Annotated in this window: 33 protein-coding genes, 1 tRNA gene and 1 pseudogene; 10 read left to right on the top strand and 25 right to left on the bottom strand. The window is 56.3% G+C overall.

Annotation, left to right across the window (positions count from 1 at the left end; all coding sequences use genetic code 11):
* Positions 1–366, bottom strand: coding sequence for a nuclear transport factor 2 family protein (locus ACR3EQ_RS04440; RefSeq protein WP_480489840.1), 366 nt, complete (start codon positions 364–366; stop codon positions 1–3).
* 242 nt (positions 367–608) lie between these two features.
* Here ACR3EQ_RS04440 and rplM point away from each other — a divergent pair, with 242 nt between their 5' ends.
* Both rplM and rpsI read left to right on the top strand, forming a co-directional pair.
* The gene (rplM, locus tag ACR3EQ_RS04445; RefSeq protein WP_039536983.1) at positions 609–1,067 is read left to right on the top strand and encodes a 50S ribosomal protein L13; all 459 of its coding nucleotides are present in this window, start codon (positions 609–611) and stop codon (positions 1,065–1,067) included.
* A gap of 6 nt (positions 1,068–1,073) precedes the next feature.
* Positions 1,074–1,559: a 30S ribosomal protein S9 gene (gene rpsI / locus ACR3EQ_RS04450; RefSeq protein WP_170615060.1), complete on the top strand. Its 486-nt coding sequence runs from the start codon at positions 1,074–1,076 to the stop codon at positions 1,557–1,559.
* Positions 1,560–1,671: 112 nt separating this feature from the next.
* On the opposite strand, the gene ACR3EQ_RS04455 is transcribed toward rpsI, so the two are convergent.
* The 9 genes from ACR3EQ_RS04455 to ACR3EQ_RS04495 form a co-directional block, all read right to left on the bottom strand.
* Positions 1,672–2,343 carry a YrbL family protein gene (locus ACR3EQ_RS04455; RefSeq protein ID WP_170615059.1) on the bottom strand — a complete coding sequence of 224 codons (672 nt, stop codon included), beginning with the start codon at positions 2,341–2,343 and terminating at the stop codon, positions 1,672–1,674.
* Between the two features lie 134 nt (positions 2,344–2,477).
* Positions 2,478–3,638, bottom strand: coding sequence for an ABC transporter substrate-binding protein (locus tag ACR3EQ_RS04460; RefSeq protein WP_170615058.1), 1,161 nt, complete (start codon positions 3,636–3,638; stop codon positions 2,478–2,480).
* A 29-nt stretch (positions 3,639–3,667) separates the two neighbouring features.
* Positions 3,668–5,554, bottom strand: coding sequence for an AMP-dependent synthetase/ligase (locus ACR3EQ_RS04465; protein WP_170615057.1), 1,887 nt, complete (start codon positions 5,552–5,554; stop codon positions 3,668–3,670).
* Between the two features lie 3 nt (positions 5,555–5,557).
* A complete protein-coding gene (locus ACR3EQ_RS04470) occupies positions 5,558–6,331 on the bottom strand; it encodes an ABC transporter ATP-binding protein (RefSeq protein WP_170615056.1) in 774 nt (257 codons plus the stop codon).
* Positions 6,328–7,092 (bottom strand): ABC transporter ATP-binding protein, encoded by a 765-nt coding sequence (locus tag ACR3EQ_RS04475; RefSeq protein WP_170615055.1) that lies wholly within the window; start codon positions 7,090–7,092, stop codon positions 6,328–6,330. The genes ACR3EQ_RS04470 and ACR3EQ_RS04475 overlap by 4 nt, the downstream gene beginning before the upstream one ends.
* Positions 7,089–8,186 carry a branched-chain amino acid ABC transporter permease gene (locus tag ACR3EQ_RS04480; RefSeq protein ID WP_170618990.1) on the bottom strand — a complete coding sequence of 366 codons (1,098 nt, stop codon included), beginning with the start codon at positions 8,184–8,186 and terminating at the stop codon, positions 7,089–7,091. The genes ACR3EQ_RS04475 and ACR3EQ_RS04480 overlap by 4 nt, the downstream gene beginning before the upstream one ends.
* Before the next feature lie 2 nt (positions 8,187–8,188).
* The gene (locus tag ACR3EQ_RS04485) at positions 8,189–9,064 is read right to left on the bottom strand and encodes a branched-chain amino acid ABC transporter permease (RefSeq protein WP_170615053.1); all 876 of its coding nucleotides are present in this window, start codon (positions 9,062–9,064) and stop codon (positions 8,189–8,191) included.
* A 273-nt stretch (positions 9,065–9,337) separates the two neighbouring features.
* Positions 9,338–9,862 (bottom strand): hypothetical protein, encoded by a 525-nt coding sequence (locus ACR3EQ_RS04490; protein ID WP_170615052.1) that lies wholly within the window; start codon positions 9,860–9,862, stop codon positions 9,338–9,340.
* Between the two features lie 350 nt (positions 9,863–10,212).
* A tRNA-Ser gene (locus tag ACR3EQ_RS04495) sits at positions 10,213–10,302 on the bottom strand.
* A gap of 101 nt (positions 10,303–10,403) precedes the next feature.
* Here ACR3EQ_RS04495 and ACR3EQ_RS04500 point away from each other — a divergent pair.
* Complete coding sequence (locus ACR3EQ_RS04500) at positions 10,404–10,745, top strand: hypothetical protein (RefSeq protein ID WP_480489843.1); 342 nt, start codon at positions 10,404–10,406, stop codon at positions 10,743–10,745.
* Entirely contained in the window at positions 10,742–10,975 is a 234-nt protein-coding gene (locus tag ACR3EQ_RS04505) for a hypothetical protein (protein WP_480489845.1), read from the top strand. The genes ACR3EQ_RS04500 and ACR3EQ_RS04505 overlap by 4 nt, the downstream gene beginning before the upstream one ends.
* A gap of 105 nt (positions 10,976–11,080) precedes the next feature.
* Here the strand turns inward: ACR3EQ_RS04505 and ACR3EQ_RS04510 are convergent, their stop codons facing one another.
* The 3 genes from ACR3EQ_RS04510 to ACR3EQ_RS04520 all read right to left on the bottom strand — a co-directional run bounded on the left by ACR3EQ_RS04510 (position 11,081) and on the right by ACR3EQ_RS04520 (position 12,835).
* Entirely contained in the window at positions 11,081–11,422 is a 342-nt protein-coding gene (locus tag ACR3EQ_RS04510) for a hypothetical protein (protein ID WP_480489847.1), read from the bottom strand.
* 285 nt (positions 11,423–11,707) lie between these two features.
* Positions 11,708–11,947, bottom strand: a complete 240-nt coding sequence (locus ACR3EQ_RS04515) for a hypothetical protein (protein ID WP_480489849.1) — start codon at positions 11,945–11,947, stop codon at positions 11,708–11,710.
* Positions 11,948–12,220: 273 nt separating this feature from the next.
* Positions 12,221–12,835 carry a hypothetical protein gene (locus ACR3EQ_RS04520; protein ID WP_480489851.1) on the bottom strand — a complete coding sequence of 205 codons (615 nt, stop codon included), beginning with the start codon at positions 12,833–12,835 and terminating at the stop codon, positions 12,221–12,223.
* 139 nt (positions 12,836–12,974) lie between these two features.
* On the opposite strand from ACR3EQ_RS04520, the gene ACR3EQ_RS04525 reads away from it, so the two are divergent.
* From ACR3EQ_RS04525 to ACR3EQ_RS04535, 3 genes are all read left to right on the top strand, one after another.
* Positions 12,975–13,520, top strand: a complete 546-nt coding sequence (locus tag ACR3EQ_RS04525; protein WP_480489853.1) for a hypothetical protein — start codon at positions 12,975–12,977, stop codon at positions 13,518–13,520.
* A 68-nt stretch (positions 13,521–13,588) separates the two neighbouring features.
* Complete coding sequence (locus ACR3EQ_RS04530; protein ID WP_170426897.1) at positions 13,589–13,786, top strand: hypothetical protein; 198 nt, start codon at positions 13,589–13,591, stop codon at positions 13,784–13,786.
* An 82-nt stretch (positions 13,787–13,868) separates the two neighbouring features.
* The gene (locus tag ACR3EQ_RS04535; protein WP_480489855.1) at positions 13,869–14,237 is read left to right on the top strand and encodes a hypothetical protein; all 369 of its coding nucleotides are present in this window, start codon (positions 13,869–13,871) and stop codon (positions 14,235–14,237) included.
* 734 nt (positions 14,238–14,971) lie between these two features.
* Here ACR3EQ_RS04535 and ACR3EQ_RS04540 read toward each other — a convergent pair.
* Together ACR3EQ_RS04540 and ACR3EQ_RS04545 are read right to left on the bottom strand one after the other, a co-directional pair.
* Positions 14,972–15,676 (bottom strand): hypothetical protein, encoded by a 705-nt coding sequence (locus ACR3EQ_RS04540; protein WP_480489856.1) that lies wholly within the window; start codon positions 15,674–15,676, stop codon positions 14,972–14,974.
* 100 nt (positions 15,677–15,776) lie between these two features.
* Positions 15,777–15,950 (bottom strand): hypothetical protein, encoded by a 174-nt coding sequence (locus tag ACR3EQ_RS04545; RefSeq protein ID WP_480489858.1) that lies wholly within the window; start codon positions 15,948–15,950, stop codon positions 15,777–15,779.
* Between the two features lie 173 nt (positions 15,951–16,123).
* Here ACR3EQ_RS04545 and ACR3EQ_RS04550 point away from each other — a divergent pair, with 173 nt between their 5' ends.
* From ACR3EQ_RS04550 to ACR3EQ_RS04560, 3 genes and pseudogenes are all read left to right on the top strand, one after another.
* Positions 16,124–16,996, top strand: a complete 873-nt coding sequence (locus tag ACR3EQ_RS04550) for a TauD/TfdA dioxygenase family protein (RefSeq protein WP_480489860.1) — start codon at positions 16,124–16,126, stop codon at positions 16,994–16,996.
* 400 nt (positions 16,997–17,396) lie between these two features.
* Positions 17,397–18,757, top strand: a pseudogene (locus tag ACR3EQ_RS04555) (transposase).
* Between the two features lie 386 nt (positions 18,758–19,143).
* The gene (locus tag ACR3EQ_RS04560; protein WP_480489862.1) at positions 19,144–19,815 is read left to right on the top strand and encodes an SOS response-associated peptidase; all 672 of its coding nucleotides are present in this window, start codon (positions 19,144–19,146) and stop codon (positions 19,813–19,815) included.
* A gap of 8 nt (positions 19,816–19,823) precedes the next feature.
* On the opposite strand, the gene ACR3EQ_RS04565 is transcribed toward ACR3EQ_RS04560, so the two are convergent.
* The 10 genes from ACR3EQ_RS04565 to ACR3EQ_RS04610 all read right to left on the bottom strand — a co-directional run bounded on the left by ACR3EQ_RS04565 (position 19,824) and on the right by ACR3EQ_RS04610 (position 25,070).
* Positions 19,824–20,291, bottom strand: coding sequence for a hypothetical protein (locus tag ACR3EQ_RS04565; protein WP_480489863.1), 468 nt, complete (start codon positions 20,289–20,291; stop codon positions 19,824–19,826).
* A 291-nt stretch (positions 20,292–20,582) separates the two neighbouring features.
* Positions 20,583–21,038, bottom strand: a complete 456-nt coding sequence (locus tag ACR3EQ_RS04570; RefSeq protein WP_480489864.1) for a hypothetical protein — start codon at positions 21,036–21,038, stop codon at positions 20,583–20,585.
* 1 nt (position 21,039) lies between these two features.
* Entirely contained in the window at positions 21,040–21,825 is a 786-nt protein-coding gene (locus ACR3EQ_RS04575; RefSeq protein ID WP_480489865.1) for a hypothetical protein, read from the bottom strand.
* Complete coding sequence (locus tag ACR3EQ_RS04580) at positions 21,822–22,352, bottom strand: hypothetical protein (protein WP_480489867.1); 531 nt, start codon at positions 22,350–22,352, stop codon at positions 21,822–21,824. Before ACR3EQ_RS04580 ends, ACR3EQ_RS04575 begins: the two co-directional genes overlap by 4 nt.
* Before the next feature lie 3 nt (positions 22,353–22,355).
* Entirely contained in the window at positions 22,356–22,511 is a 156-nt protein-coding gene (locus ACR3EQ_RS04585; RefSeq protein ID WP_480489868.1) for a hypothetical protein, read from the bottom strand.
* A 3-nt stretch (positions 22,512–22,514) separates the two neighbouring features.
* Positions 22,515–23,423 (bottom strand): hypothetical protein, encoded by a 909-nt coding sequence (locus ACR3EQ_RS04590; protein WP_480489870.1) that lies wholly within the window; start codon positions 23,421–23,423, stop codon positions 22,515–22,517.
* A 193-nt stretch (positions 23,424–23,616) separates the two neighbouring features.
* Positions 23,617–24,024, bottom strand: coding sequence for a zincin-like metallopeptidase domain-containing protein (locus ACR3EQ_RS04595; protein WP_480489872.1), 408 nt, complete (start codon positions 24,022–24,024; stop codon positions 23,617–23,619).
* Between the two features lie 72 nt (positions 24,025–24,096).
* The gene (locus ACR3EQ_RS04600) at positions 24,097–24,489 is read right to left on the bottom strand and encodes an ArdC-like ssDNA-binding domain-containing protein (protein ID WP_480489874.1); all 393 of its coding nucleotides are present in this window, start codon (positions 24,487–24,489) and stop codon (positions 24,097–24,099) included.
* Between the two features lie 33 nt (positions 24,490–24,522).
* Positions 24,523–24,867: a hypothetical protein gene (locus tag ACR3EQ_RS04605; protein ID WP_480489876.1), complete on the bottom strand. Its 345-nt coding sequence runs from the start codon at positions 24,865–24,867 to the stop codon at positions 24,523–24,525.
* A complete protein-coding gene (locus ACR3EQ_RS04610; RefSeq protein ID WP_480489877.1) occupies positions 24,864–25,070 on the bottom strand; it encodes a hypothetical protein in 207 nt (68 codons plus the stop codon). The genes ACR3EQ_RS04605 and ACR3EQ_RS04610 overlap by 4 nt, the downstream gene beginning before the upstream one ends.
* Between the last annotated feature and the right edge of the window lie 364 nt (positions 25,071–25,434).

Consider the following 25,434-nt stretch of genomic DNA (forward strand, 5'->3'; position numbering starts at 1 on the left):
CTAAGGCAGAGGCGATGGGTCCCCGAAGAATCCGGCCAAATGCGTAATTTTTCCTTGTGCATCCAGATGAACAAAATCATGTCCCGCAACCATGACCGAGCCATCGGGCGCCACCATGTGCCACGTAAAATGGACCACGTCATGATGTGATGTCGGGCCGCTGGTAATGTCGACGCGGCCATTCGCATCCTTCAGGACATTCCCAATATGCGCGCACAATTCCTTTCGGCCCGAAACATCAGCGGTTGGATCTACATATCGACCATTTTCTGCGAAACACTGCGTCAGCAATTCAAGGCGCTTATTCGCATCAGTTTCCTGCCAGGCAGCTCCATACTTGGCTATTGTCCGGGTCAGTTCCTTCATTCGACTTCTCCGCATCCAAGAGACATGACATACCTGTGACTGTATCAGTGTGGTGAATGATGGCCATTTTGGACCAAGTTTTTTGGGGTAAAATAATACCTATTTTTTAACCTGCTGTAATTACTTAATTAAATCACGTTTGCATGTATTGACCGGGGATTGCAGTAGGTCTAAACCCCATCCATCGAATTCGGGCCGCTCCTCCAGGGGCGGTCTTTCACATCAAACAGGACTATCCTGCCATGAAAACCTTTTCTGCAACACCTGCAGACATCGACAAGAAATGGATCCTGATCGACGCCGAGGGCGTTGTTCTGGGCCGTCTTGCCTCGATCGTCGCCATGCGTCTGCGTGGCAAGCACAAAGCGTCGTTCACCCCGAACATGGACATGGGCGACAACGTCATCGTAATCAACGCTGACAAAATCCAGATGACCGGCAAGAAGCGCGAAGAAAACTTCTACTGGCATACTGGCCACCCGGGCGGCATCAAATCGCGCACCAAGCAGCAGATCCTCGAGGGTGCACACCCCGAGCGCGTCGTGACCCAGGCGGTCAAGCGCATGCTGCCGGGCAACCGTCTGGCGCGCCAGCAGATGACCAACCTGCGCGTTTATGCCGGTGCCGAGCACCCGCACGAAGCCCAGGCCCCCGAAGTTCTGGACGTTAAGTCCATGAACAAGAAAAACACCCGGAGCTAATGACCGATGGCTGATCAGATCAATACTCTCGAAGAGCTGAGCGCCGTCGCAGGCGTTGAAACCGTGGCCGAAGAAGTCATCGTGCGTGAACCCGTACGTGACGAGCTGGGCCGTTCCTACGCCACCGGCAAGCGTAAAGACGCTGTTGCCCGCGTTTGGATCAAGCCGGGTTCCGGCAAGGTTACCGTGAACGGCAAGGATCAGGACGTCTACTTTGCACGTCCCGTTCTGCAGCTGATCCTGCGCCAGCCGTTCCAGGTTGCCGGCGTGGAAGGTGAGTTCGACGTTGTCGCAACCGTCAAAGGCGGTGGCCTGACCGGTCAGGCCGGTGCGGTCAAGCACGGCATCTCGAAAGCCCTGCAGCTGTACGATCCCAGCCTGCGCGGCGCCCTGAAAGCCGCTGGCTTCCTGACCCGCGACAGCCGCGTTGTGGAACGTAAGAAGTTCGGTAAGCGCAAGGCACGCCGTTCGTTCCAGTTCTCGAAGCGTTAATAAGCTACAGAGATTCAGAATTCAGACGGTCGCAAGAAATTGCGACCGTTTTTTTGTTCAGGCGCTTGCGCCAGTTGCAGGTGATAAACCGCTGGTTTCGTTTGAACGCAGGTTAATGTTCAGCTTTGCTTTGTTGCACCGCCGCTTCGGCGAGGCCCATGAACCTTTGCCTAATCTGATCAAGTTTGCGCTTGTTCATACGGCGCGACCAGCGTCGTATGGGTATCATCTGCTTGCTGCCAAAACTGTCGATCCATACCCATCGCCCGGACCCGTCCGAGAACGACTGATAGACAATATTTCCAGCATTCTTGTTGCTGATAAGGACCTGTTCTTCGACCAACATGTCAAAGTGTTTGTTCAGTGAATCCAGATGCTCCTGCGTGAGACGCCCGCTTTGGGCCAGCTCCTTAAGGCTGGGTGACAATTGGCCGTCCGGTTCCGAGATACGCTCATACATCAGCGCAAGACCCAGATTGGTTTGGATGACGCCGCGGACTTCACAGACCGGAATAGGTTCGTCTCGGTTCTGATAGCGAACCATCAGGTCAAAGGACTCATGAAATTCGCGCAAGAACCCTTTGAACACAGTAGACCGGCGAAAATGACGGTCGAACCACGTGTCCGTCACCAGGTTCGCGTTTTCGTCCTGGGTATGCGGTTGCGGAATTTTCAGAAGCGTGTCCGGCGAGTCAGGGTGTTGATAAACAAACTGACGGTTTCCCTGCGCTATGACTTCGCAGTTTTGCAGGTTCAGCCGATTTTCGATTCGAGATGTAGCCATACCGCCAGATAATAACAGTTTCGTAACAGCGCAAGCTTAGCGGGTGCCGAGATCAGCGCCATGCCTCCAATACGCAAGACCCGCCCAAGCGGGCGGGTCGTTGTTGTTGAATTCAGGTAAGGAGTGTCCCTGAGCTATTCCTCATAAACCAGTTTCCAGGCTCCGTTTTCAACCACGTTGACATAGACTGAATCGGCGCCCTGATGATCATCGGGGCCGAATGACATGTGATTCCCGATCAACTCGTCCTGATAGTCCAACGTTTCCATCGCGGCGATGAAGCTGTCGTGCGTCAGATCAGGGCCTGCGGCCTCAAGCGCCATGACCATCATTTCCGCCGCTGAATACCCCAGCATCGCAAAGCCCACCGGGTCTTCGCCGGTAGCCGCTTTGTATTCTTCAATGAAGGCTGCGGGCGCAGGTTCATCTGCCCGCGCCCACAAGTCCTGCCAGGAGGCTGCGGCGTAAAAGCCTTCGGTCACGCCGCCGGGCACCTGGGCGACCACAGTCAGGAAGCTGGCCGAGGTGCCGAGGAATTTCATATCCTCAAGGCCCATCTTCTTGGCAGTGCCCACAACGGTAATCGCCTGCCTTACCCCAAGCGCTATCGTCACGATATCGCAGCCTTCATCCCGCAATTTGCTGAGCGAGCCGACGAAATCCGTCTCATCCGGCTTGTGCGTGGTCTCGGCGGCAAAGCTGATGCCTGCTTCTTCCGCACCTGCCTTCGTTCCTTCAAGGATTTCTTCCCCGAAGTCTGTTGGCAGATACATGCTGCACACCGCCTGAGACCCGAACTGATCGGCCAGATACTTCACACCAACACGGCTTTGATCGAAGTAGGTCGAGAAGGACGTGAATTTGTTGCGCATGGGCTCCTGCAACATCTGACGCGCGGCTGTCAGAGGGGCAACGTTGGGAATCCCCTTTGGATCCAACAGCTTGAACCCCGCCAAGTTCATTGGTGTTCCCAGCGATTGCAACATGGCAAAAACCTTGTCGCGATTCAGCAGCTTGTTATAGCCCTGCATGGCGCGTGGCATCTGATAGCCGTTGTCTTCGACGACAAAGCGGATAGTCCGGCCATGAACGCCACCTTCGGCGTTCACGCGGTCAAAGACCACATTTGCGCCCTTTGTGGCAGGAACACCAACTGCAGCGAAGATCCCGCTCAGATCATTGACCGAACCGATGACGATTTCACTATCAGTGACGCCCTGCGTTTCGGCCATCGCCAGATTCGGCGAAACCGAAAGGGCGGCGAATGCTGCCAGTCCTTTCATCACGTTCTTCATGTTCATCCTCCCTTTGGGGTACACCATGTCTATTCGTACATATTTTCAATGAGATGTGCGTACTTCTTTTCAACAAAACTCCGTTTGAGTTTCATCGTGGCGGTCAGTTCGTCATCATCGGCAGTTAGCAGAACGTCGATGAGGCGAAAGTCCTTGATCTGCTCAACGCGGGCAAAGTCGTCGTTGACCGACGAAACCTCGGCGCCGATCAGATCCCGTATTTCGGGGGCTGCACACAGGGACGCAAAGCTTGAAAACGGGATTTTCCGGCCTTGCGCGTATTTTTCTACGTTTTCCTGGTCAATCATGATCAGGGCGGTCAGATACTTGCGCTGATCCCCGATGATGACCGCGTCCGAAATGTAGTGGCTGAACTTAAGGCGGCTTTCAATTTCGGCCGGGGTGACGTTCTTGCCGCCAGCTGTGATGATGATATCTTTCAGGCGTCCCGTGATGGACACAAAGCCATCTTCGTCGATGCGGCCCATATCGCCTGTTTTAAGCCAACCGTCGGCCGTAAATGTCTCGGCCGTTTTCGCGTTGTTGCGCCAGTAACCCTGGAAGATGTTCAACCCTTTGATCTGAATTTCACCTTCGTCCGAAATCCGGATGTCGTTGTTCGCGACAGCCTTGCCGATAGAACCGATCTTGTTGTCTGTCAGCGTGTTGATGGACGCCAGCCCGGCTGTTTCCGTCATGCCGAACCCTTCGATCAACGGCACGCCGATGGCCCAGTACCAATTCAGCAGCTCTTGCGAAATCGGCGCTGCCCCTGTGCCACCGCGCCGAATTCGATCCAGCCCCAGCATGCGCCTGAGATTTCGCAGCACCAGCCCGTCCCAAAGCCAGAAGGACGCGGACACACCCATCGGAACAGGCCTGTCGGAAAGCAGGTATTCAGCGCGGCGGTAGCCGGCCTTCAGGGCCATTCCATAGGCTGCGCGCCCTATCGGCGTAGCCTCCTGCGCCATGATCTGAACGTGTGAGAAGATCTTCTCCCATACCCGCGGAACCGCCGTGAAGGTTGTGGGCGAAACCTCCTGCAGGTTGGCAAAAACCGTCTCCGGGCTTTCCGCGAAGTTCACCGTGCACTTCGCGGCCAGGGGGAAGAATACCGATACATCCCGTTCCAGAATGTGACACAGAGGCAGGAAACAAAGCTGTTCGTCACTGGCCATGGTCGGCATGGAGTGCGCTCCGGCTTCGATGGCGGCCAGAATGTTCTCGTGACTCAGCATTGCGCCTTTCGGCATTCCGGTGGTGCCGGACGTGTAGACCAGCAATGCCGTATCCGGAGGTGAGGCTTTGGCAATTTCTGCCGAAAACCGATCCGGTTCTTCTGCAGCGGCCTGTCTCCCGATCTCATACAGGTCATCGACCATCAGGCAATGTGGATGATCCAGGTCGTGCAGGCCTTCGTCCTCAAGGATGATGACCTTCAAAAGACCGGGGACGTCGCCTTGTATCTCGAGATACTTGTCCAGATGCTCTTCGTTTTCGACAATCAGAAATCGGCTGCCGCTGTCATTTATCAAATAGTTCAACTGCTTGGCCGAGTCAGTTGTATAAACCCCTGAAGCGATGCCACCGACGGCCTGAATGCCCATGTCGAACCAGGCCCATTCTTTGCGGTCCTCGGAAAGGATTGAAACGACCTCGCCCCGTTGCAGGCCAAGTTTCCGCAGTCCAAGCCCGATCCATTCGGCATGTTTCCAGTAGTCATTCCACGAGTAGGACTTCCAGATACCATAATCCTTTTCGCGGTGTGCCGTCCGGCTACCCAGTTCCAAACAACGTTTTCGGAACAACTGACCGATGGTGATGCAGCCATCCACGCAAACCGGGCGCTGACCTGGCATTGCATTGTACTGAACACCGTTGATCGTAGTCTGAGGGGGCAGGGGGCTGATATTCATCGCCTACCTCCACGTCTTTCTGCGTTTCCAACGCCGGTTTTCGCGCGCACCGTCCTCTTGCACGCCCAGATAGAAGTTCCTGATATCGTCGGATTTCATCAGATCGCCGGAAGGGCCGTCCATGACGATGCGGCCGACTTCCATCACGTATCCATAATGTGCCAGTTCCAGCGCTGCGTTTGCGTTCTGTTCAACCAGCATCATTGTCATGTTCTGTTCTTCGTTCAGACGTTTCAGGATGCCAAAAATCTCCTGCACCAAAATGGGTGATAGCCCCAGCGACGGCTCATCCAACAGCATGATCTTCGGGTTCGCCATCAGTCCGCGCCCGATTGCCAGCATTTGCTGTTGCCCCCCCGAAAGCGTCCCGGCCTCCTGATGCCGCCTTTCTTTCAGGATCGGGAAATAGGAAAAAACCAGTTCCCGGTCCTGCTCGACACGTGTTCTGTCGGTCGAAGTATAGGCTCCAAGGCTCAGGTTCTCGTCCACTGTCAGCAACGGAAAAACTTCGCGCCCTTCAGGGACGTGCACAATTCCTTTCCGAACGACGATGTGCGGTTCGGCCCCCTGAATGTCGCAACCTTCAAAGCTGATCTGCCCCTTTTCCGGGTCCATTACACCCGAGATCGTTTTCATCAGGGTCGTTTTGCCAGCACCATTCGCGCCCAGGATGGAAACGATCTGGCCCTCGTGTACCTCCAAAGATACACCGCGTATAGCCATGATAGGGCCGTAGAAGCTTTCTACATTGCGGATGGTCAGGATCGGTTCGCTCATGAAGCCTTCCCCAGGTACGCTTCGATAACGGCCGGATGCGACTGAACTTCTGCCGGTGTTCCCAAGGCCAGCCGGGCACCATCCGCCATGGCCAGAACCCGATCTGACACGCCGGACACCAACCCCATATCATGTTCCACCATCAGCACAGTGATTCCCATTTGCCGCCTGATATCGTCGATCCACCATCGCATGTCAGTTGTCTCTTCAACGGAAAGACCCGAGGCCGGTTCGTCCAGCATCAAAAGGCCGGGTTCGGTGGCCAATGCCCGCGCTACCTCGACGACTTTGCGGACACCGTAGGGCAGGCTCGATATCATCTTGTCGCGAAAGGCCTGCAGGTCGAGGAATTCAATGATCTCTTCAACCTTCTCACGGTTTTCAACCTCCTGTCTTTTTGCGGACGGTGTGAACAGAACCTGAGAAAGCAAATTAGCTTTACGATGCCGATGCCGCCCGACCAGCAGGTTTTGCAGGACCGTGGCATGCTCGAACAGTTCGATATTTTGGAATGTGCGCGCAACACCAAAACCGGCAACGCTAGAGGGTTTAACCCTCAGCAGATCATGTCCGTCGAATTTGATGGATCCGGAAACTGGATCATAAAACCGGGATATCAGGTTGAAAACGGTAGATTTTCCCGCACCATTCGGACCAACGATTGCGAAAACCTCACCCTTTTCAACTGAAAACGACAAGTCATTTACGGCCGTCAGTCCGCCAAACTTGAGGGTGACGTTTTCGAAGTTCAGAAAACTCATCTCAGACGCTCCGTTCTGAGATAGGATTTCTGCCTTTTGAACATATCTCTTCGGTAGAAGGGAAACAGCTCAAACCATGTGCGTATTTTCAGCCAACGGCCGTAAATGCCCATCGGTTCAAATAGAATGAACCCGATCAGGATCATCCCGAAAATACCAAACTCCAGTCCCGGAATGGCGACCGTGTTCCCGCCGATCAAGGCCCCGACGTATTCCTTAAAAATGGAAAGGAATTGCGGCAGGAAACCAATGACGATCGCGCCCAGAAAGGCACCGTGGATTGATCCAAGCCCGCCGATCACGATCATCATCAGCAACTGAATCGAAATCAGGACACTGAAAGTCTCGTTATTAAATGCGCCGGCAAACATGCCCATCAGCGCGCCAGCCCAGCCCGTGACCATGCAGGACAAGGCGAACGAGATCATTTTGGTTCGGGCAATATCCACGCCCATGGCCTGTGCGGATACCTCGGAATCCCGCACGGCGATAAAACTGCGCCCCAAAGGCGAGCGCAGAAGGTTGATATAGCCCAATGTGACAACAACCGAAATTGACAGAACCAGCCAGTAGAACCAGGACGGCGTTGCCCAGCGATCCACCGGATGCCCGAAAATCTCGACCCCGCCCAAATACTTACCCGAGACACCTCCGGTAATGGGTTCGGCCAGCACTATTATGTCATCCATGAGAATGGACAAAGCCATCGTGAAGATCGCCAGGTAAATCCCATGCAACCGCAGGGCAGGGATGGCAACAGTTACTCCGGCGATGCCGGTCAGAACCCCGGCCAGCGGAAACGCGACCACAAAGGGAATTCCAGCCTCGATCAGAATGACATTGGCGTAACATCCAACGGCCAGAAAGGCAGCGTGACCCAGGCTGACCTGACCGGTGTGGCCGGTCAGCAGCATCAATCCCAGTCCTGCGACCGCCCAGATCAGAACGTTTGTCAGTTCACCAAGATAGAAATCGTCCAGCCACCAGGGTGCGGCGGCGGCGATGGCAAGCAAGGCCAGATACATTCCCAACTGGTACCCGTCCTTCCACGGTCTGATGTCCTGCAAGTAACTTGTTTTGAAAACAACACGCATGATCAGACCTTCTTGATACGTACTTGGCTGAACAATCCGTTGGGTCGGAAAACCAGCACGGCCAGAAGCAAGGCGTAAGGGGCGATCTGGCTGTAACCCGCCGCGATGTAACGGCTTGCAAACGGTTCGATGACCCCAACAATCAACCCACCCGCCAAAGCGCCGGGCAAGCTTCCGAAGCCGCCGATAACCGCAGCCGCGAAGGCCTTGATGCCAAGCAATCCTGTTGTCGGGTCGACCGACCCCTTGGCGGCGAACAGAACACCCGCAATAGCTGCGACAACACCTGCCAGTGCCCATACAAAGCCCTGAACGCGCCGCACCGGGATGCCCATGTAATAGGCCGCCAGTTGGTTCTGCGAAGCCCCCTGCATCGCCAGCCCGAGCTTTGTTCTGTTGAAAAACGCATAAAGACCCCAGGTCAGAACAAAAGTGACGCCAATGACGGCCACGTCTTCCATCCCCAGAACCAGTCCGCCGAACCGGACCTCTTTGCCCGCCAACGGGTTTTGCAGAGTTTGCGGCTCGTGCCCCCAGATCAAACCGGCGGCGAACCGGATGACAAAGCCCAGAGCAATTGTCAGGATTACAACGGCAGTCTGACTTTCACCAAACAGGCGTCGGATAATCAGACGCTCGAGCAGATAGCCCAAAGCGCCCATCACCGTGAAGGAAATTGGCAGAGCAAGCCAGAAAGGCAGTCCCATATATTCGGTATTCGTCAGGCCGATGGTCACGAACGCCCCAAGCATCATGAAATCGCCCTGTGCGAAATTCACGGCCTCCGTTGCTTTGTAGATCAGCACAAAGCCAAGCGCGATCAGACCGTAGACACATCCGTTTGCCAACCCGCTGACCAGCAACTGCGCGTTGTCCAAAATCACCTCCCACGTCCGGTATGTCCGGCATCATTGGTGCCCGGTCGTTCGAAGGACGCCGCGGCTTGAAAATACTATGGCGCGATAATCACCGTTTCGTCACTCTTTTTTCGCGGCCCCAGTAGGTTGACGGCAAAATTTCCCGAGATAAGCCTTTCTGAAATTTGATTTTTCCAGCGCTCATTCTCCGCAGAGGGCCTTGGGAAAATGGGAACAAGTGCATTGTTGGATAATGCAAGACGGGGGCCGGTCCGGAAACCGACCCCATCAGATTTATTGCTGCGTGAACAGCTGCTGCAGTTCCTGAATTTTCAAAGCAATCGTTTCCGGCGAAGCCTTGATTTCATCCAGAATCTTGATCGTCTGTGTCTTGACGTCTTGAGTCAGAGTGCTTTCCTGAACCGCTGCAACCATCTTGTCATAGTCAAAGTTCTGCAGGGTCAATGCGCCTTCTTCGATCCAGGACGAAAGCAACTCTTGGCCTTCGCTGCTCAGCGATGCGACCTGCTCGCCGGCCTGATCGGCCAGGTCTGTTGCGGTCTGTCCGGCCTGCTCGGCAAGCTCTGCCGCCTGATCCGAGATGGATGAGGCGGCTTCACTGGCCTGCTCCGTTGCGTTTTGCAGCGCTTCGCTGGCGGCATCCTGCACGGCGGATGCAGCTTCGCTGGCCGCGTCGGCTGCATCCTCGGCGGCCGATTGCAACTGTTCTGCCGGTGTCGGCTCGGGTTGGTTCAGGATGTAATAGGCGCCTGCGCCAATGGCGGCGATGGCGATTCCGATAATTAAAGTGCGCGACATGAGTGTCTCCTTCAATTCTACTCGGTCGAGATGGGTCAAATCTATCCTCGGGCAAAGGGGGAAATCTCTGGATTTCTTTGCAAATTCGGATCTTGGGCCACAGCACGCTGATCCGACTGTGCAACAGCGGCAAGAATGTGCCGCTACGTTGGTCCTGGGTGTTGGCTTTCTTGAAAAAGACCGATCCGGTGATTGACGTCGGGCTGTTTAGAAAGAAACACTCTCATGTTTTTCAGGCAATGATTTTGTCTTCTTTCAACCGCGTACAGGCGAATGTTAACGCGACAAAAGCCACAACACGCCGATGCACCAACCTCCTAAGTCGGCTCAAACAATACTTGTGGGGAGTATGGCGGAGAGACAGGGATTCGAACCCTGGGTGGGCTTGCACCCACAACGGTTTTCGAGACCGCCCCGTTCGACCACTCCGGCACCTCTCCGCGGTCAGTAAGACAGGCGTTTAAGGAGATTCGGGAGGGACCGCAAGTAGGTATGTGCAGCGAATTTGGCAGCAAAATACTTTTCTTAAGTGGAGCCAGCCATGCACAGCCCGAAACCCCAACCGCGAGAAAATCTTAAGGAAACCATCGCAAATCTGCACCCGCACGTTCGACCTGAAACCATGATACAAATTGCTAATGCCGGTTCAGAAACGCTCCAGCACCTGTCCATACCTGCAACCGTCCTGCGATCTACCGCAATAGCCGTCTTCGAACATCTGACCCCGGGCAATGCCGGCACCGAGATGGGAAGGGTCTGCGACCGGCTACGCACCAAATGCGGGTGGTCGAATGCGGATCTGAAAAAACTCAGAGAACTGGTCCGCAACGAAATGATCGCTAGCGATGCGTTGCTAGCGATCAAGGAGCAGTTAGGGAAATGATCGCAGACGGTGAAACGCGCCTCTGGATCGCAGTGCTGAAACAAGCGGCCGCCGATGCCCAATCGAAGGCGTCTGTTCAGACCCTCGAAAGAGACAGGGCGCGCAGGTTCCTGGTGTCGCACGACAGTGTCTACGTCGCCGCGCTCGTCGGCGTCGATCCGGATGTCTGGATGAAATCTGTCAGCACCCTCAGGGGGCAATGGGCTGGCTCAGAAGATCACGTGTCGTAGACTTTCATTCAACTACGCTGGCAGTCCAGACGCGCCGCATCCTGGCCACCCGCAGCGTTGCGCACCCTCTACAGTCATAGGTGTTTTTTGGACTGAGACCCTGCCTCAGAACTTCCTCGGTTGCTGGATCACGTTTTCAATGATCCCTGGGCTGCGGCTGGGCTGCGCGCGCTGCATCGGCGATACGACCCGAGGCGGCCCCATAAACATCCTCGTCGGTGCATCCCGCGCCATCATCGGCGGCACAGGAGGCTCCTGTAGTGGCATGACAGGGCGATCCATGGGAGGAACCATCCCTGCGCCCTCAGGACCGGCCGCAGAGGCCGCTGTGGCGGTCGTTTGCACCTTGTTGGGCATAGTGCCGCGTTCCTCGGGTTTCAGGCGGCCCTTGGCGCTCTTGAGCGAGCCTGATGAGCCACCGCTTCGCGTGAACTTGCTATTTTGCATCGAGCGGTCCTTTCGTGCCAGCAGGCCCGGAAACGGTACCTTGCGTCGTGGCGATACCCTGAGCGGCTGTCTTCATCGCCCGCGGATCAATTGGAGCCTCACCAGTCGGTGAGTTGCTTTTCACGATCGATCGCAGCTCCGTATCCGGGATTTGGTCAGGTCTGAGCGGCTTCCCGGTCGGATCGGTCGGGTAGGGCTCCTGTCCGCCTGTCCGCCAGGGCGAACGGCCTGCGCTGCGATGGTTCCTGAGGCTACCGCTCATCCCACCGGGGCTTGAGAACGGCTTCATTTCTTTTCCTTCCGCTTGCGACGCGGGCGAGGCGGTTCTTCCGCCATGACGGCGCGCAGGTCTTCTTCACTGATGCCAGGGCCTTCGTAGGTATGGCTGATCACCGTGGTAATGGTTGCCTTGACGGGGTCGTCTTCCGGGTCGCACTGCAGTGACATGTGCTGGTTGCGCGGCTCAGTCAGGCTGCTGCCGCGCAGGGACCCTGTCTTGCCACCCAGGTTTTTGAAGTCACTCATGTCGATCTTGCCTCCATTCTGTTTTGACAAACGAAACGTGCAGCCCGCGTCCAGAGCCTGTTCGGTGGGCTGACGCGGTAGGTCAGCGTGCCATCCTTTCGCAGCCGATGGAGCGCCTTGCGAACGCTCCTGGCAACGGATGCCGGCGCGCTATGGCTAATCGCCCCATCCCAGGACACGATGGGATCGAGATCTGCGACGACGGCGATCAACTCGTTCGTCGCCATCGGGCGTCCTGCTGCCTCAAGAGCAGCAAGGAGCCTGCGCTGGAGTTCACCGTGTCCGCGGCTCATCGAGGTCTACCTCATCTGCGCTGTCATCTTCTGATGTGGGCGCATCGACGTCTTCGTCGCTCTCAGAGCCATGGTTCGATGCGAGGGCTTCCAGTTCGCGCATCTCCCGCAGGCCACGCTCGAAGTACATTGCAGCAGTGCCAGCGCGTTCAGCGATATCATCGGACACAGACGCCGTGTCGTCGCCGTACAAGACGCCCCTGACAGCAGCCTTGGCTTCTTGCTTCAGCTGCCGAAACGTGGACGAGCTGCCACCGTCGCGCGCGAATTCCCCCTTAGCCACATCAGCCTCCTCAAGTTGCACTGAGGACAGACTCTCACAGACCCGATTCACCGCATAGGCCGAGGGTCCACTTAACTCGGAAATTTCAGCGTTTTTCGGACACCCAACGGAAATCAAAGAGGAATAACCGACATGTTCAAACTCATTCGAGCCCTGTTCCGATCCCGTGAGCCTGACTATGCAGAATTGCTGCAGCGGACTGACGCGCATGTACGAGTGCAACGAGCTAATGGTGACGTGATTGAGATCAATCCGACCAACGGCGTGCAGCGACAGAAACATGATCGTCAGCCGCCCCAGCCAGAAACGCATGGTGGCAGGCCACACGGGCGACCGAACGGACGTGATGATTCACATCGAGGAAACAGACCAAGATGACCGGGGAACCGCGGTTCGCTGCGGTTTCTTTTTCGGACCCCCTAGGGAACGAGAAACAAGGGAGAAACATCCAATGTTCTTACTCGACCAAGGGTCCATCTGGATGACGGACCCATTCAGTGTTCACGATGAAGCGCGGTTCCTGCAATGGATCGACTTTTGGCCTGAAGCGGACGCTGTGCGTGCGCCTGACGGGCGTTGGGTCGTCGTGCCCAGCTCTGAGATCATTCACGAAGGGTACTACAACGACGACCCGTGGGTACAGTTGCCAGTCTGGCTCTGCAACCCACAAAGCCCAGCTCCGGAATACATGGAGGATTGGGAAGACGTCGAAGTCTGGAAGAATGCCTGGTACCTGCCTGAAGAGGCAGGTGGCGTGCGGGATGAGATGATCTTCCTGCACGAGCTGTCGAACCACGTCGCAGATCGCGAAAGCTGCGTCCTACGCATGCTGTGGAACGACTACGGCTACCTGGGCGGCAAAGCCTGGGCACTCGTCGGCGGCAGCGGTTCACCTGAGAGCCGGGTCGCCAGCGTCGATCTCGATGAAGCCTACAGCAGAGGTGCGGACCTTGAAGGAGGACGCCTGATGCTCAGCTACTACGAAGATGCCGCGTGAACACTGAGGGCGCAGCGCTGCTGCGCCTTTTTCGGACACCCTTCGGACAAACGAAAGGAGTAACCGAAATGAACGAACCAGATTTCGAGATCGGCAATCACGGCAGCGTCATATTGTTCGATGCGAAAAGTGAACGCGCAAAGGAATGGGTGGCTGAACACCTCCCATACAGCGCACTCACCTTCGCAGGACGATATGCCGTTGAAGCGAGATTTGCCGGTCCTGTGATCGACGGCCTCGTCGGAGACGGGCTGACCTATTGCTGATGTCCAGACCGCTCTGCCGAGCCGAGTGGTTTTTTCGGACACCTGTCAGGGGCATTGGAACAGCCCCCTGAAAGGAGTCAGAATGAATGACGAAAGCTTGAAGGAAACATTCGATGCCGCCCTGACATCGATCCACGAACTGACAGACGCCCTGATTGACGACCATGACGGGTCAGCCTCAGAACGCATCTACGAAGACGCTCTGAGCGTCGAAGTCAGGCCACCCTGGTACAGAGTTGGAGACGCACCTGCAGACCCGGAACACTACAGGATCCTGCTCACGACAGGTGGACCTGCTGTCAGGATTGTAGGTGAGCTGAACAGCTGGCTGGAACCGGAAACGGCTGAACTTGAAGTACAGGATTGGTTCAAACCCTGGAGCCGTTTCCCAACATCAAAAGAGGATGATGAAGCCCTGATGCAGTACGTATCATGCTTCGCCTTCGCCTGATGAAGAACTACCGCCTCACAACGGTGAGGCGGCCTTTTTTGGGCTCGATTGTCTGCTAAGCGGTCACTAAGACAGAACGCAGCGAACGGCTGCTTTGAGCCCTTAGTTCTGTCTAAGATTTCCGCCCGAAGACCGGCGCCATGGCCATAAACGCCCATGGGATTCAATCAGTGGGTGAAGTTAAAATGTCTAACAGATCACCCGAAATGTTCAGTCTCGCGCAACCTTGGTGCAGGCGATCACTAATTTTGCTTTAAAACTATTGCCGATCAACGGCTCTCAGATTTAACACTATCATCCATAGTGTTAAATGTCGGAAGTGCGGGACGAAGTGAGCGTTCGATATGAAGGAATGAGTGTCCGACAGGGGCTACGACTGCGCTGCCTTTGGCATGCTCGCATCTTTTAACAGGCGCGAAGCGCCCCGCCCAGGGGCGGGCGGTCGCTCGAATTCACGCGATAAATCTCGCTACGCTCGACCCCGTTGAATTCTCAAACGCGCTTTCATAGTGAAGAAAATCGCGTCCGCTTTTGGCTCCTTGAATGATCGTGGTTCGAGGCCAGCGCCTCTGAAAGTGGTCCACCAAATGGGATAGATTGTCACGCAAGTTGAACGATCTCAGGCGACGTTTTGAAATTTCGGAATAGTTTTGCACATCAATCGAAGCCAGGGCGGGGTGCCATGCAGGTCAAAAAATTGCCAGTCCCACTGACGATGCCGCCCGCCGGCAATCTCAGCCCCGTTCGTCGCTGCCTTGAAGGCTTTCGATCTGATGAGCCAATTGCGATTTTTCCTGGTCGCTAAGGTGTTCCGACAATTGAATAATTGTCTCGAACAACTCTGTCTCGGCACCGGTTTTCAGCCCCGCAGCGGGTGCATAAGGATGCCACCCCACTTGTGCATAGTCCCGCTCTGTTCTCGTCTTTTGAAATGCTTTAAGTTCGTAAACCTGCGCCAATTCTGATACAGACTCGTCCTCAGTATACTCAATCGTCGCTTCTGAAGGTGGTGCAAACAGGTTTTTAAACAAGAAGCGCAACGAAAGCCCAAATGGCAATTCTGCAACTCCCTCCTGCATCCCGACATTGTTGAGGATTGCGGTCGTCCTATTCAGGTCATTTGGTTGAAACCTGATCGAGTCGTCCGCCCATTCATAGGGCACCGGTCCGTCCGCCTCAAAGACGAATGAGACCGGTGTGTAATATTTATTGACGTCGATGGGCTGCGGACCGACAGCATAACCGTGTTCGGATCTGCTAATGACGACCGGCTTATCACGGTCCCAATGTGTATGTGGCGCAGTGATCAGGAATGCGTTTAACTGATCATTCTCTGGCGCCACCGCCGCCGCAAGGCAGTTTCGAATGAGCACAATCCCCGGATTGTCATTGCCATTCGCGGCGGGCTCTTTCCCATACATTTCCCGAATTTTTGCCAAGGCGCAGCCTGGCGACGAAGCAACCTTCGTCCCGACAATGTTAGAAAAGACCTCGCCGTGGCAGAAACTCCTGAGAGCATTTCCGTCCACGCGGGAGCGATTAGAAATTATGAGAGGCCGGACCGCATGCGGCGCCCAGTGCAGCAGCATCCAGAACGCCTTCGCGTTTCAGCGCTTCCACTATCTCTTGGCGGGACTTCGGGTCAAGGTCCTTAACCATCGACAAAATTTTGGACTTGGCGTCGGGGTTAGATTTGGTTTCAAGTTCGGGCATGGTAGTCCCTTTCAAATCTCACTAACGTGGTTTGCTACTATCAACACTAAAGCTATTTTGAGTCAAGCGGCCCGGAAGTTTAGTCGATCATCGACAGATTTTCGAGGCGCACAATTGACCTGGTTGAGCGCGTGATTGACGATGTGGTCATGTTTAAATGGGAGACGTAGCCAGTGGAACAGAGCAGTCTGTCAAAACACGTACCAATCGAACGGCAAAAGCGTCGCAACTATCGTAGCTTCTCCGTTGAACCGATCAGCCCTCACATCGGAGCGGAGATCCGAGGTGTCGATCTTGCCGACCTCAATGATGAATTGATCGAGGACATCAAAGCCGCGTGGCTGGATTGGATGGTTCTCGTCTTTCGTGACCAGTCGTTGGACCGAGAGGCGCACAAGGCCTTCGGTCGCTGCTTTGGCAAGCTTCATGTCCACCTGGTCAACCAAAACCGGCCAGATCACGACACAGAAATTTTCAAAGTGCAAACGACGGATCAGAACATCTATACGGCCGGCGAAGCTTGGCATTCCGACGTGACCTGTGACGAAGTTCCGCCATTGGCATCCGCGCTCTATATGACGAAAATTCCAGAATGCGGCGGCGGCGATACGCTGTTCGCCAATATGTGCATGGCGTATGAGATGCTGTCTCCCTCAATGAAGGCTTTTCTGGCGGACAAGACAGCCGTCCACAATGGCGGCAAGCCTTATGATGGGGATGGCCCGCCGAGTGATGGGTACCCAAAACACGAGCACCCGGTGGTTGCAACTCACCCCGTTACGAGGCGCAAGGTGCTTTACGTAAACGAAGGTTACACGACGCATATTGTCGGACTGAAAGGCTTCGAAAGCCGGGTTCTTCTCGAAATGTGCCATAATTTGCTCAGGACTGAGCCGAAGCTCCACTGCCGCGTTAGTTGGGAACCAAACACACTGACCTTTTGGGACAATCGCTGCACTCAGCACCATGCGGTTTGGGACTACTTCCCCTATTCTCGTTATGGCGAGCGTGTTTCTATCGTCGGCACGCAGCCACCTGTAGCCTGACGTTTTTAGCGAGACACTTAGTCTAGAGCTTTTCTCTGTGCGCTTCATTGGGTGGTTTGCCTTTGAAGACACCATGTGGTCGAGCGCAGTTGTGGAAGTTTTCTCACTCAGTTCAGGGCCAGCGCCTCCGACAAGCGGCAGCGGGTATAGAACAGCACTGCTTGACGACATCTGAGAATTTCTGTCAGCGACCTTTCAAACCCACATGTTTAACGAAATTTCCAATTCCGTTAAGCGATTTTGAGGCCAATGCGCCTGCGGTTCATCTTGGAGTTGAGTCAGTGGCTTACTCGGCCAAGTTTGGTCAATGACCGCTTCGTCCGGATGTTGTTGAAAAACTCCTGCTTGATCGAGGTACAAGTGGCTGATTCACTTCCGACATAGATGGAGGTTGATCGCGATGATGGGACCAAGGCAGGAAGCACAGGGCGCGTTGTTCTACGAGTTCTCGCTGGAAGACCACGTGCCGCGGGATCACCTGCTGATAGGTATTGACCGCTTCGTCGATCTTGGTGATCTGCGTCGGCATTTGGCGCCATTCTACAGCGCCACCGGTCGCCCCTCGATTGATCCCGAACTGATGATCCGGATGCTGCTTGTGGGCTACGCCATGGGCATTCGCTCCGAGCGGCGTTTGTGCGAGGAAGTGCATCTGAACCTGGCCTATCGGTGGTTCTGTCGCCTTGATCTGGCTGATCGCGTGCCGGATCATTCTACCTTTTCCAAGAACCGGCACGGGCGGTTCCGTGACAGTGACCTCTTCCGGCATCTGTTCGAGCAAGTGCTGGCGCGCTGTATCGCTGAGGGGCTGGTCGGTGGCGAAAGCTTCGGTGCGGATGCTTCGTTGATCAAGGCGGATGCCAGCCGCTACACCAAGGTGGACTTCTCGGATTGGTCCGCATCGGATGCGGTGAGCCGGGCAACACAGGAATATCTCAACACTCTTGATGACGCTGCCTTCGGCACAGCGACCCCAGTGAAGCCAAAGGCGATCTCGCCTGCCGACCCGGCGGCCAGGTTCACCAGCGCCAATGGTGACAGGCCCTTCTTTGCCTACAGTACGAATTACTTGGTCGACCTGGACAATGCCGTCATCGTGGATGTCGAGGCCACCACGCCGATCCGACAGGCCGAGGTTGGTGCCGTGCGCGACATGCTGGCGAGAACGCGAGGCCGTTTCGGCCTGCACCCGGGGCTTCTGGCGGCAGATACGGCCTATGGCACGGCAGACATGCTCGGCTGGCTTGTCGAAGAGCAAGACATCGAGCCACACATTCCGGTCTTCGACAAATCCGAGCGCAAGGACGGCGCGTTCCCGGCCACCGAATTCACCTACGATCCCGAGACCGATGCCTACCAGTGCCCCGGGGAAAGGAGCTAAGGCCCTACTGGCGGAACATCTCAAAGGGACGGCCGGCATTCGGCAAGGATGGCTTCAAGAAATACTATGCCCGCAAACAGGATTGCGCGGCTTGCCAGTTGAAGCTCCGGTGCACGCCTAACCAGGTGACCCGGAAGATCTCACGGTCACGACACGAGGATGCACGTCAGAAGGCGCGCGACATCGCCAAAACCGATGCCTATGTCGCGTCGAGCTACGCCAGAAAGAAGGTTGAGATGCTCTTTGCCCACCTCAAACGCATCATCGGCCTCGACCGCCTCCGCCTCAGGGGACCAAACGGCGCCAAAGATGAGTTTCACCTCGCTGCAACCGTCCAGAACCTCCGAAAGCTTGCCAAGCTGAGACCAATGCCAGCGTGATCAGTCGTCCGAACCCAGTCGCTCATTTGGCAAGCCGATAAATCAAACCGCCTTTTTCAACAGCATCTCCGCTCAACAGCCATTCACACAGAACGCAGCGAATAGCCGCTTAGTTCTGAGCTGCCGACCGCCTCAGTCGCCAGGTTCATGCCCTGAGCGCATAAGCTGTCGCCGAGAGGGCGGAAACGGCCATCCGACGCAATCTACTCTACAATTGCTTCGAACCAGAAACCTGGCAATTCGTTCTTCCGCCACGCGTTATTAGCCTACCGCTAGAGAGCAGGGTTACTCTTCGTCTTGGTGGCGTGACCAGGAACGCCACCTCTCAGGGGTGGTGATTTTTTCTTGCCCAGTCGTGTAGGCTCGCGAGTCAGCGAGGTGGCCTGATGTGTAATCTTTATTCGAACACGATCCCTGCAGATGCGATGCGCCAGCTGTTCGACGTCGCCGTCGATCGCGACAGGCTCGGCAATGCAGAGCCGCTACCCGCGATCTTCCCGAAGCACATGGCGCCCATCGTCCGCAAAGACGAGGACGAGGCGCGTGAGCTTGTTTCGCTGTCATGGGGATTCCGCACGACGAAGAAATCGAAAAAAACAGGTGCGATCCTGCAACCCAACGCCTGGAACAACGCCCGCGATAACAAAGTGCTGAAGAGCGGGCTCTGGAAATACAGCTTCGAAGAGCGGCGCTGCCTCGTCCCGGCAAGCTCGTTCTGTGAGGCCCAGGGACGCAATCCGGCGACGTATCACTGGTTCGCTCTCAAAGGCGCTGAGGCGCGGCCTCAGTTCGCCCTGGCGGGGATGTGGCAGATCTCCCGGTACGAAGGGAAGGAGGGGCCTGAGGAGGTCCCTGCATATACGATGATCACCACGTCAGCGAACAATGTTGTCCGGCCAATACACCCACAGAGGATGCCCGTGATCTTAAACCCACAAGATTACGATCAGTGGCTGGATGGGGATACTGAAGACGCCTTCGCGCTCCTCAAGCCCTACGAAGGTGACATGGAGATCGTCAAATCAGGCGTCGGGGAGAAGTCCGATAGCGCTGGTTAGCAGCAAGATCAGGAGCCCTTGCCCGCGGAACTTTCCATCTCTTCGGTCATTTCCCTGATGTACTCAAGCATCAGGAGATTGGCATTGTCGTAGTTCCAGAAAATGCCGCCGGTATCTCCGATAACAGCCGCAGCTTTTTGGTTACCCTCTGACAGATAAGCGGGAGCTACCAGTTCTACGATAATAGACCCGATGCAAGTGTCCACGTTGCGCTGGCTATTGATATACAACTTCATCCGGAAATGCACTTTCTCATCGTCATCCAGAACATCGTATCCCAGCTCAGAAAGCTTGTCCTCGGCGTAAGTTCTGGCTTCACCAATGTTTGTCCAACAACCATCTACGGCCCCATCTACGACCTCAACAGCGACGCTGTTGAAGTTCTCTGGGTTGACGACATCTTCAAGAACCCACGCGTTTGCACTCGCGGGGATCGCCAATGCTGCCGCTAACGCGAATGGTATGATCCTTAGCATAGCTTTTACCCTCCAAATGCTTGGCCTGACATGTAGTCTGCGCACTCGAAGCAGCGTGTGAATTCACGCCATTCAACAGAGCATTGGCGCTTTTCTGGCCGAAAAAGACAAAAACCCGTACTGCCGGCTGGATAGAGGGGACAAAGTGGCGACAGTACGGGCCGTTCCGTGAGTGATGTAAGAGGAATACGTGTCGGCAGGAAAAGCGGACGTGCGGCGGACTGTCACTATGGAACGGGCGAAAGCCCAACGCATTGGTGCTGTTTCGAGATCGGAACTGCGTAACAAGGCTCAGGCAGATGCGGCTGGGATCATTGGTTGCCATGCGGCACAAGGTTGCTCCGTCATCAGAACGATCTCCCGTTTGTGCATGAGCCGCGACAGGAGCCGTTCGGGGGTCAGGTTGCTCGGGAGGGCAACGTCAGGAAGCACACAGAGCACCAGGCAGGCGAAATGCTCCCCGTCCATGAGCGCGATCGCCCCATCGTCGTAACCCTCCGTGACGCGTCCGGTGGTGAGCGCCCAAGTGTCCTTCAATGCGCCACCGCCCACATATCCTTCGGAGGAGGCGAAGGACCGGTCGCTGCTCTTGAAGATGTCGCAGAGCGCAACGATGTCGCCCTCCTTGATGTCTTTCTGCCAGTCCGCAACGTGGACGAGACCGTTCTCCTTCGGATCATCAAGGATCGCCCGGGCGACGTCACGCACGGGCACGACGCCGGTGGGTGTATCGATGCCCCACAACATGTCATCTTCCCTTGGGCATACTGTCGTAGGCTTGCTGCCACGCGGCGTGATCAGGGTCCCAGCCGGGCTTGTCAGGCTCCAGCCACGCAGGAACTTTGTCGATCGCGGCAGCGACAGAAATGGCGAGGGATCGGGCAAGAGGCGGGACGCCTCTCAGATCTTCGTCGATCTGATCCGGAACGGCCTCCAGTGCTTCTCTCAATTGCGTCGTCACGAGCTTATCGTCGTCGGCAACGCCCCAACGAGGAACGGCATTCGGCTCGCGTGCTTCGAGCAGAATGTCGAGAACAAGCGACCGCAGGATTGCGAGGTAATAGACGCGGTGGTCGCGCCCGCCTTCGGGTAGCTGACCATCGTCTGTCAGCCTGAGCGTGAAAAGCCGCGCAAGCCCACGCGAGGGGGTCAAGGCTTGCTTGGCGTCGAGCCAGCGTGCGATGGAACGGCGCATCTCAAGCTGTCCTACGGCTTCATCCATCATCACGAGCAAGGACCACGGGCACTCATCCCAGGCACGGTCAAGGAAGACCTCTGCGAGCTTCATGGCCGCAGCTGGCGTGCGTGCCTCTGCATTGGCGATGTAGACGACGCGTCCGGCGTCCACAGGGATGCCCCCGTCGATCCGGGCCCTGAGGCCCGTAGGGTGATCGAAGCGTGGCCTGCGAGCCCGTATGACCTCGGACAAGGTGACGACGCCTGTCAGCCGCAAACCATCCCATGACAGATGTGCAGCCGCACGTGGAACCTGCGATGGAGTGGAAAGGGTGGAGGCAGGTACGAGCTGGTTCATGAGGCAGGCGCTGGATGTCTGAAGTTCATCATGTCGGGCTGGTAGGTGCGCCAGCGCGCGATGGCCTGTGGCGTCCAGAGTTTCTGGCAGATCGCCCAGCCCTGAGCAGCTGCCATCACGAGGTCATCGTATTTTGCGTGCTGGATGTTGGGTGGGTTGATCAGCATCCGACCGGCCGCGCCAACCCGGGCTGACAGCGACTCCGCTTCCTTCTTCAGTTCAGAAGCCAGCTCAACTTGTTTGGCAATATGGATGCGCCTCGACTGGAAGCCGCTGTCGAGCGAAAGAATAGCAGCCGTGCGCGACACCGACAGCAAGTCGTCCTGGCTGGGCTCTAGGTTATGCGCATCGGCACCTGTCACGGAAAACCCAAAGACAGGCGGGCCGATCCGATCCTTGGCGGCCTGGAAGATGGGTCGACCACTGCCACTTGCATCCAGCGCGACATGCGCCGTCGCGGCTCCACAATCGCCGAGCAGGTATTTGCGCAACGCGACGATGCGATCGACGATTTCGGTGTAGCGCAATCCCTAGTGTCGTTCGATATGCGGGATGTCGGCAATCGGCAGAGTGGTCTTCTCCTCGAAGCCGCGCCGGACAAAGATCAAAAAGGCAGCGAAGTCACCTCGTGTCGCAAGCGCAGGGTCCACAGAGATCAGCGTGTTCTGCCCGGAGAGTGACGTCATGCGCTACGCTCCTCTGACCAGTGGGGGAGGCGAGAGCGCCTCGACGCCGTCATCCAAAGCGCCGTCGAGGGCTTGCAGGTCGAAGACCGTGTCGCCGATGGACTTGAACCTGGGAGGTTGTGTGAAGTCGTTCAGATCCCCGTATTCCGAGCCAAAGGTTGCTGCGCCCAAAGTGTGATACTCGCCTTCGAGGAAATCCCGGGTCAGGCGCGGGTTCATGGAAATGGAGATTGATGTCGATGTCGCCGAGTTCACCTTCGGTTCGGTGATCAGGCGATGAAACAGGCCTGTCGCTGCCCCAGGTGATGACACGACGCATAATGCTGAATACTGCGGGTCTTTGGTGGCGCGCATTGGGGAAATAACCGCCGCAGCTTCATCGCCGCCCTGATCGAGAAAGCCCGCTTCGTCGAGGATGGCGAGGTCGAGGGTGCGACCCCGGCCTGATGCAGTAGCCGTGTAGCTGGCTATGACGCCCCCTCGCTTGGTCCGAAGACGATCTGCAGCGACGTTGTGGAGAGGGTGGCCAGCGGCCTTCAGGAACCCTGCAGCTTCCTTCACGACCTCTGAGGCTTGCTCAACGGTTCGAGCAAAACAGCCCACGGTCGGTTCGCGCGAGAAGTCGAAATCGCGCGTGGGCTCTTGCCCGGGAAGCTGGCTCAAGGTGACGGACTTTCGGTTCGCAACCCACCATGCAGCGAGGCCCGAGCAGATGGTTGTCTTCCCAGACCGGCGAGGTGCGCGAAGGGCGTGCGTGCTTATGACCACCCCATTGCGCGTGGGTGGGTTCGCGGCCATGTCCAGCCACTCGCGTTGCCAGGGATCCAAGGAGATGTCGCATTTCTCCTCAAGCCAGAGGCTTGGAAATTTTGCGTAGCGCGCCTGATCTTCGAAGAGCTTCAGAAAGGACATGCAAGGACGGTACCTATCAGGGAATCTCCGGTCGATGCAGAGGTGCCACTTAACTCGAAAAAACCATCAGTTTGTGCCGAAGCTGGTAGGTTTCATTTGATGATTGCAAAGGCCGCAGAACCGTGTTTTCGGACAGCCTGAGGAAATAGCATCTAGCAAAGAATATGCGGTTACCCTGCGGGGTCGGATATACCTAAGTGATGGATGTAACGTATGACCCAGGTGTCGCCAACGCGCTCAATGCTGGCGTCCTCGCATGTTGCGCGACGAACAGACAGTCAGCGGCGATGCGGCGGGCCTTGTCCTCAATATGGCCCGGCTGAAAGCCAAGCTGCGCCCCCATCATGGCCGCAGATATCTCGGCAACCAGTTCCTCCATGGCGTAGATCGCATTCCCAAACTTCGACCCAGCCTTTTCTTTCGTGCGATCGCACCGATCCGCGTGACCGGTCGCATGGGACAATTCATGAAAGAGCGTCGAATAGAATAACTCCGCCGCCATAAACTTCGGGAATTCGGGCATGTGGACCTGATCCTTTGAAGGGATATAGCATGCTCGGTCCCCGCCTTCCGCATACCCTACGCCCATGTTCTCAATCATCGCGGCAGCGACATGCGAAAGCTGTTCGATGGGCCGCGTTGCCAGCGGCTCGGTCTCCTCTGGTGTAGGAAACTAGTCTTCCAACCCGTCGATCTGCTGCACGTTGAACACCCGGTAGGCTTTGAGATAGCCGCGCGTCTTCGCTTCTGCCTCGCCCTCCTGTCCGTCTTCCTTCGCTTCAAATGTGCCGTATTTGACGACGAGGGATGACTTCTCGCCTTTGCGCACCATGCCACCCAAGTCTTTCGCCTGTTTGAACGTCATCCAAACTGGGTTCCGGTAACCCTCAGCCCATGCTTTGAGGCTCAAAAGAACGTAGTTGATCCCCCTGTAGCTGTCTCCAGTCACCCGCAAGGGCAGGGCCGCAGCATTTGTCTGCCAAGGGCATTCCCAAGGTTTCACACCCTGTTCCAAAGCTGCAATGATCTGGTTTGTCACCTCTTCGTAGACGTCATATTTGGGCATGACGGCCTCCTTTCCGATGTTGCTTGGGTCTGCTCAATCCGAGGGTTTGTTTTCATTCAGCCCGTCGAATAGGTCGCCGTGGTCGATCTGCCAAGACGCGGACGGAAGCGGATCAACGCCCGTGGTTTCGATGATGACTTTTGATTGCCGTTCACGTTTCGCGCCGGAATCCGCGCGGTAGCTCTCGCTTATCAGAACGTGAAATCGGTTCGCTTGGACTGGGTCGCTCGAAAGGCAATAGCGCTTTGTAGACCCTCTACGCCCAAGCCATTGCGCATGGTCGTCTTCGCAGCGCAGGTATTCGATGCAATCAAGAATGTTACGCTTGTCAGTGGCTGTGATGTGCAGCCCTTCGATCAGCCGAACAGCAGGTTTCATGAGCCACCCGCCGTCATCGCCTTTTCGATCAGGCTGGTTTCGCCGCCGCAGTCTTCGCAATCGGCATTGCCATGGACGGTGACGATCTCCCACATCTGCAGTTCCGTGTTCCACTCGACGCTGGCGTCGCGACGGACGTCCTGACTGTCACAGGTCGCGCAGTGGATGGTGATCGGTGGGGCCGGGGACCGGGATAAATCCATGACATTTCTCCTTCGTGGTGTTGCTTGGGTCTGTCGCCCAATGGGTCGGGGTTGAGGGACAGCGCGAATGCGCCTGCTCCTGAAACATCGAATGCGATGAAAGAAAGGATCAGTAGACAGCGGACAAAATCGACATGACTGGCGCGGGCAGGCGGCGGAGCCGACAACACGGGAATGTCTATTTTGCTTGCTGTCGGCGGCATCCCTGCCGCACACGTCCCGCAGCGGCGTTCGGCTTGTCCGAACCCCCAGGGACCCAAGCTCATGTGAGCTGATCTGTTGCTTTGATGTTCTTGTTGTGTTCTTTAGCGATTTATGCGAAAACCCAAAGCCTACCCCGGGTGCAAGCTAGTAAAGGACATCA

The organism is Ruegeria sp. AN11 (genome assembly GCF_056536005.1).

Bases quoted from the DNA above. Each gene is read 5' to 3' on its own strand.
- ACR3EQ_RS04610 (WP_480489877.1), bottom strand. From the start codon at position 25,070: ATGGATTTATCCCGGTCCCCGGCCCCACCGATCACCATCCACTGCGCG.
- rpsI (WP_170615060.1), top strand. From the start codon at position 1,074: ATGGCTGATCAGATCAATACTCTCGAAGAGCTGAGCGCCGTCGCAGGC.
- ACR3EQ_RS04565 (WP_480489863.1), bottom strand. From the start codon at position 20,291: ATGCTAAGGATCATACCATTCGCGTTAGCGGCAGCATTGGCGATCCCC.
- ACR3EQ_RS04585 (WP_480489868.1), bottom strand. From the start codon at position 22,511: ATGACGTCACTCTCCGGGCAGAACACGCTGATCTCTGTGGACCCTGCG.
- ACR3EQ_RS04530 (WP_170426897.1), top strand. From the start codon at position 13,589: ATGAACGAACCAGATTTCGAGATCGGCAATCACGGCAGCGTCATATTG.
- ACR3EQ_RS04520 (WP_480489851.1), bottom strand. From the start codon at position 12,835: ATGCGTTTCTGGCTGGGGCGGCTGACGATCATGTTTCTGTCGCTGCAC.
- ACR3EQ_RS04605 (WP_480489876.1), bottom strand. From the start codon at position 24,867: ATGAAACCTGCTGTTCGGCTGATCGAAGGGCTGCACATCACAGCCACT.
- ACR3EQ_RS04595 (WP_480489872.1), bottom strand. From the start codon at position 24,024: ATGATTGAGAACATGGGCGTAGGGTATGCGGAAGGCGGGGACCGAGCA.
- ACR3EQ_RS04510 (WP_480489847.1), bottom strand. From the start codon at position 11,422: ATGCAAAATAGCAAGTTCACGCGAAGCGGTGGCTCATCAGGCTCGCTC.
- ACR3EQ_RS04440 (WP_480489840.1), bottom strand. From the start codon at position 366: ATGAAGGAACTGACCCGGACAATAGCCAAGTATGGAGCTGCCTGGCAG.
- ACR3EQ_RS04600 (WP_480489874.1), bottom strand. From the start codon at position 24,489: ATGCCCAAATATGACGTCTACGAAGAGGTGACAAACCAGATCATTGCA.
- ACR3EQ_RS04535 (WP_480489855.1), top strand. From the start codon at position 13,869: ATGAATGACGAAAGCTTGAAGGAAACATTCGATGCCGCCCTGACATCG.
- ACR3EQ_RS04505 (WP_480489845.1), top strand. From the start codon at position 10,742: ATGATCGCAGACGGTGAAACGCGCCTCTGGATCGCAGTGCTGAAACAA.
- rplM (WP_039536983.1), top strand. From the start codon at position 609: ATGAAAACCTTTTCTGCAACACCTGCAGACATCGACAAGAAATGGATC.
- ACR3EQ_RS04560 (WP_480489862.1), top strand. From the start codon at position 19,144: ATGTGTAATCTTTATTCGAACACGATCCCTGCAGATGCGATGCGCCAG.
- ACR3EQ_RS04480 (WP_170618990.1), bottom strand. From the start codon at position 8,186: ATGCGTGTTGTTTTCAAAACAAGTTACTTGCAGGACATCAGACCGTGG.
- ACR3EQ_RS04545 (WP_480489858.1), bottom strand. From the start codon at position 15,950: ATGCCCGAACTTGAAACCAAATCTAACCCCGACGCCAAGTCCAAAATT.
- ACR3EQ_RS04500 (WP_480489843.1), top strand. From the start codon at position 10,404: ATGCACAGCCCGAAACCCCAACCGCGAGAAAATCTTAAGGAAACCATC.
- ACR3EQ_RS04460 (WP_170615058.1), bottom strand. From the start codon at position 3,638: ATGAAGAACGTGATGAAAGGACTGGCAGCATTCGCCGCCCTTTCGGTT.
- ACR3EQ_RS04465 (WP_170615057.1), bottom strand. From the start codon at position 5,554: ATGAATATCAGCCCCCTGCCCCCTCAGACTACGATCAACGGTGTTCAG.
- ACR3EQ_RS04475 (WP_170615055.1), bottom strand. From the start codon at position 7,092: ATGAGTTTTCTGAACTTCGAAAACGTCACCCTCAAGTTTGGCGGACTG.
- ACR3EQ_RS04575 (WP_480489865.1), bottom strand. From the start codon at position 21,825: ATGAACCAGCTCGTACCTGCCTCCACCCTTTCCACTCCATCGCAGGTT.
- ACR3EQ_RS04490 (WP_170615052.1), bottom strand. From the start codon at position 9,862: ATGTCGCGCACTTTAATTATCGGAATCGCCATCGCCGCCATTGGCGCA.
- ACR3EQ_RS04570 (WP_480489864.1), bottom strand. From the start codon at position 21,038: ATGTTGTGGGGCATCGATACACCCACCGGCGTCGTGCCCGTGCGTGAC.
- ACR3EQ_RS04525 (WP_480489853.1), top strand. From the start codon at position 12,975: ATGTTCTTACTCGACCAAGGGTCCATCTGGATGACGGACCCATTCAGT.
- ACR3EQ_RS04515 (WP_480489849.1), bottom strand. From the start codon at position 11,947: ATGAGTGACTTCAAAAACCTGGGTGGCAAGACAGGGTCCCTGCGCGGC.
- ACR3EQ_RS04455 (WP_170615059.1), bottom strand. From the start codon at position 2,343: ATGGCTACATCTCGAATCGAAAATCGGCTGAACCTGCAAAACTGCGAA.
- ACR3EQ_RS04590 (WP_480489870.1), bottom strand. From the start codon at position 23,423: ATGTCCTTTCTGAAGCTCTTCGAAGATCAGGCGCGCTACGCAAAATTT.
- ACR3EQ_RS04470 (WP_170615056.1), bottom strand. From the start codon at position 6,331: ATGAGCGAACCGATCCTGACCATCCGCAATGTAGAAAGCTTCTACGGC.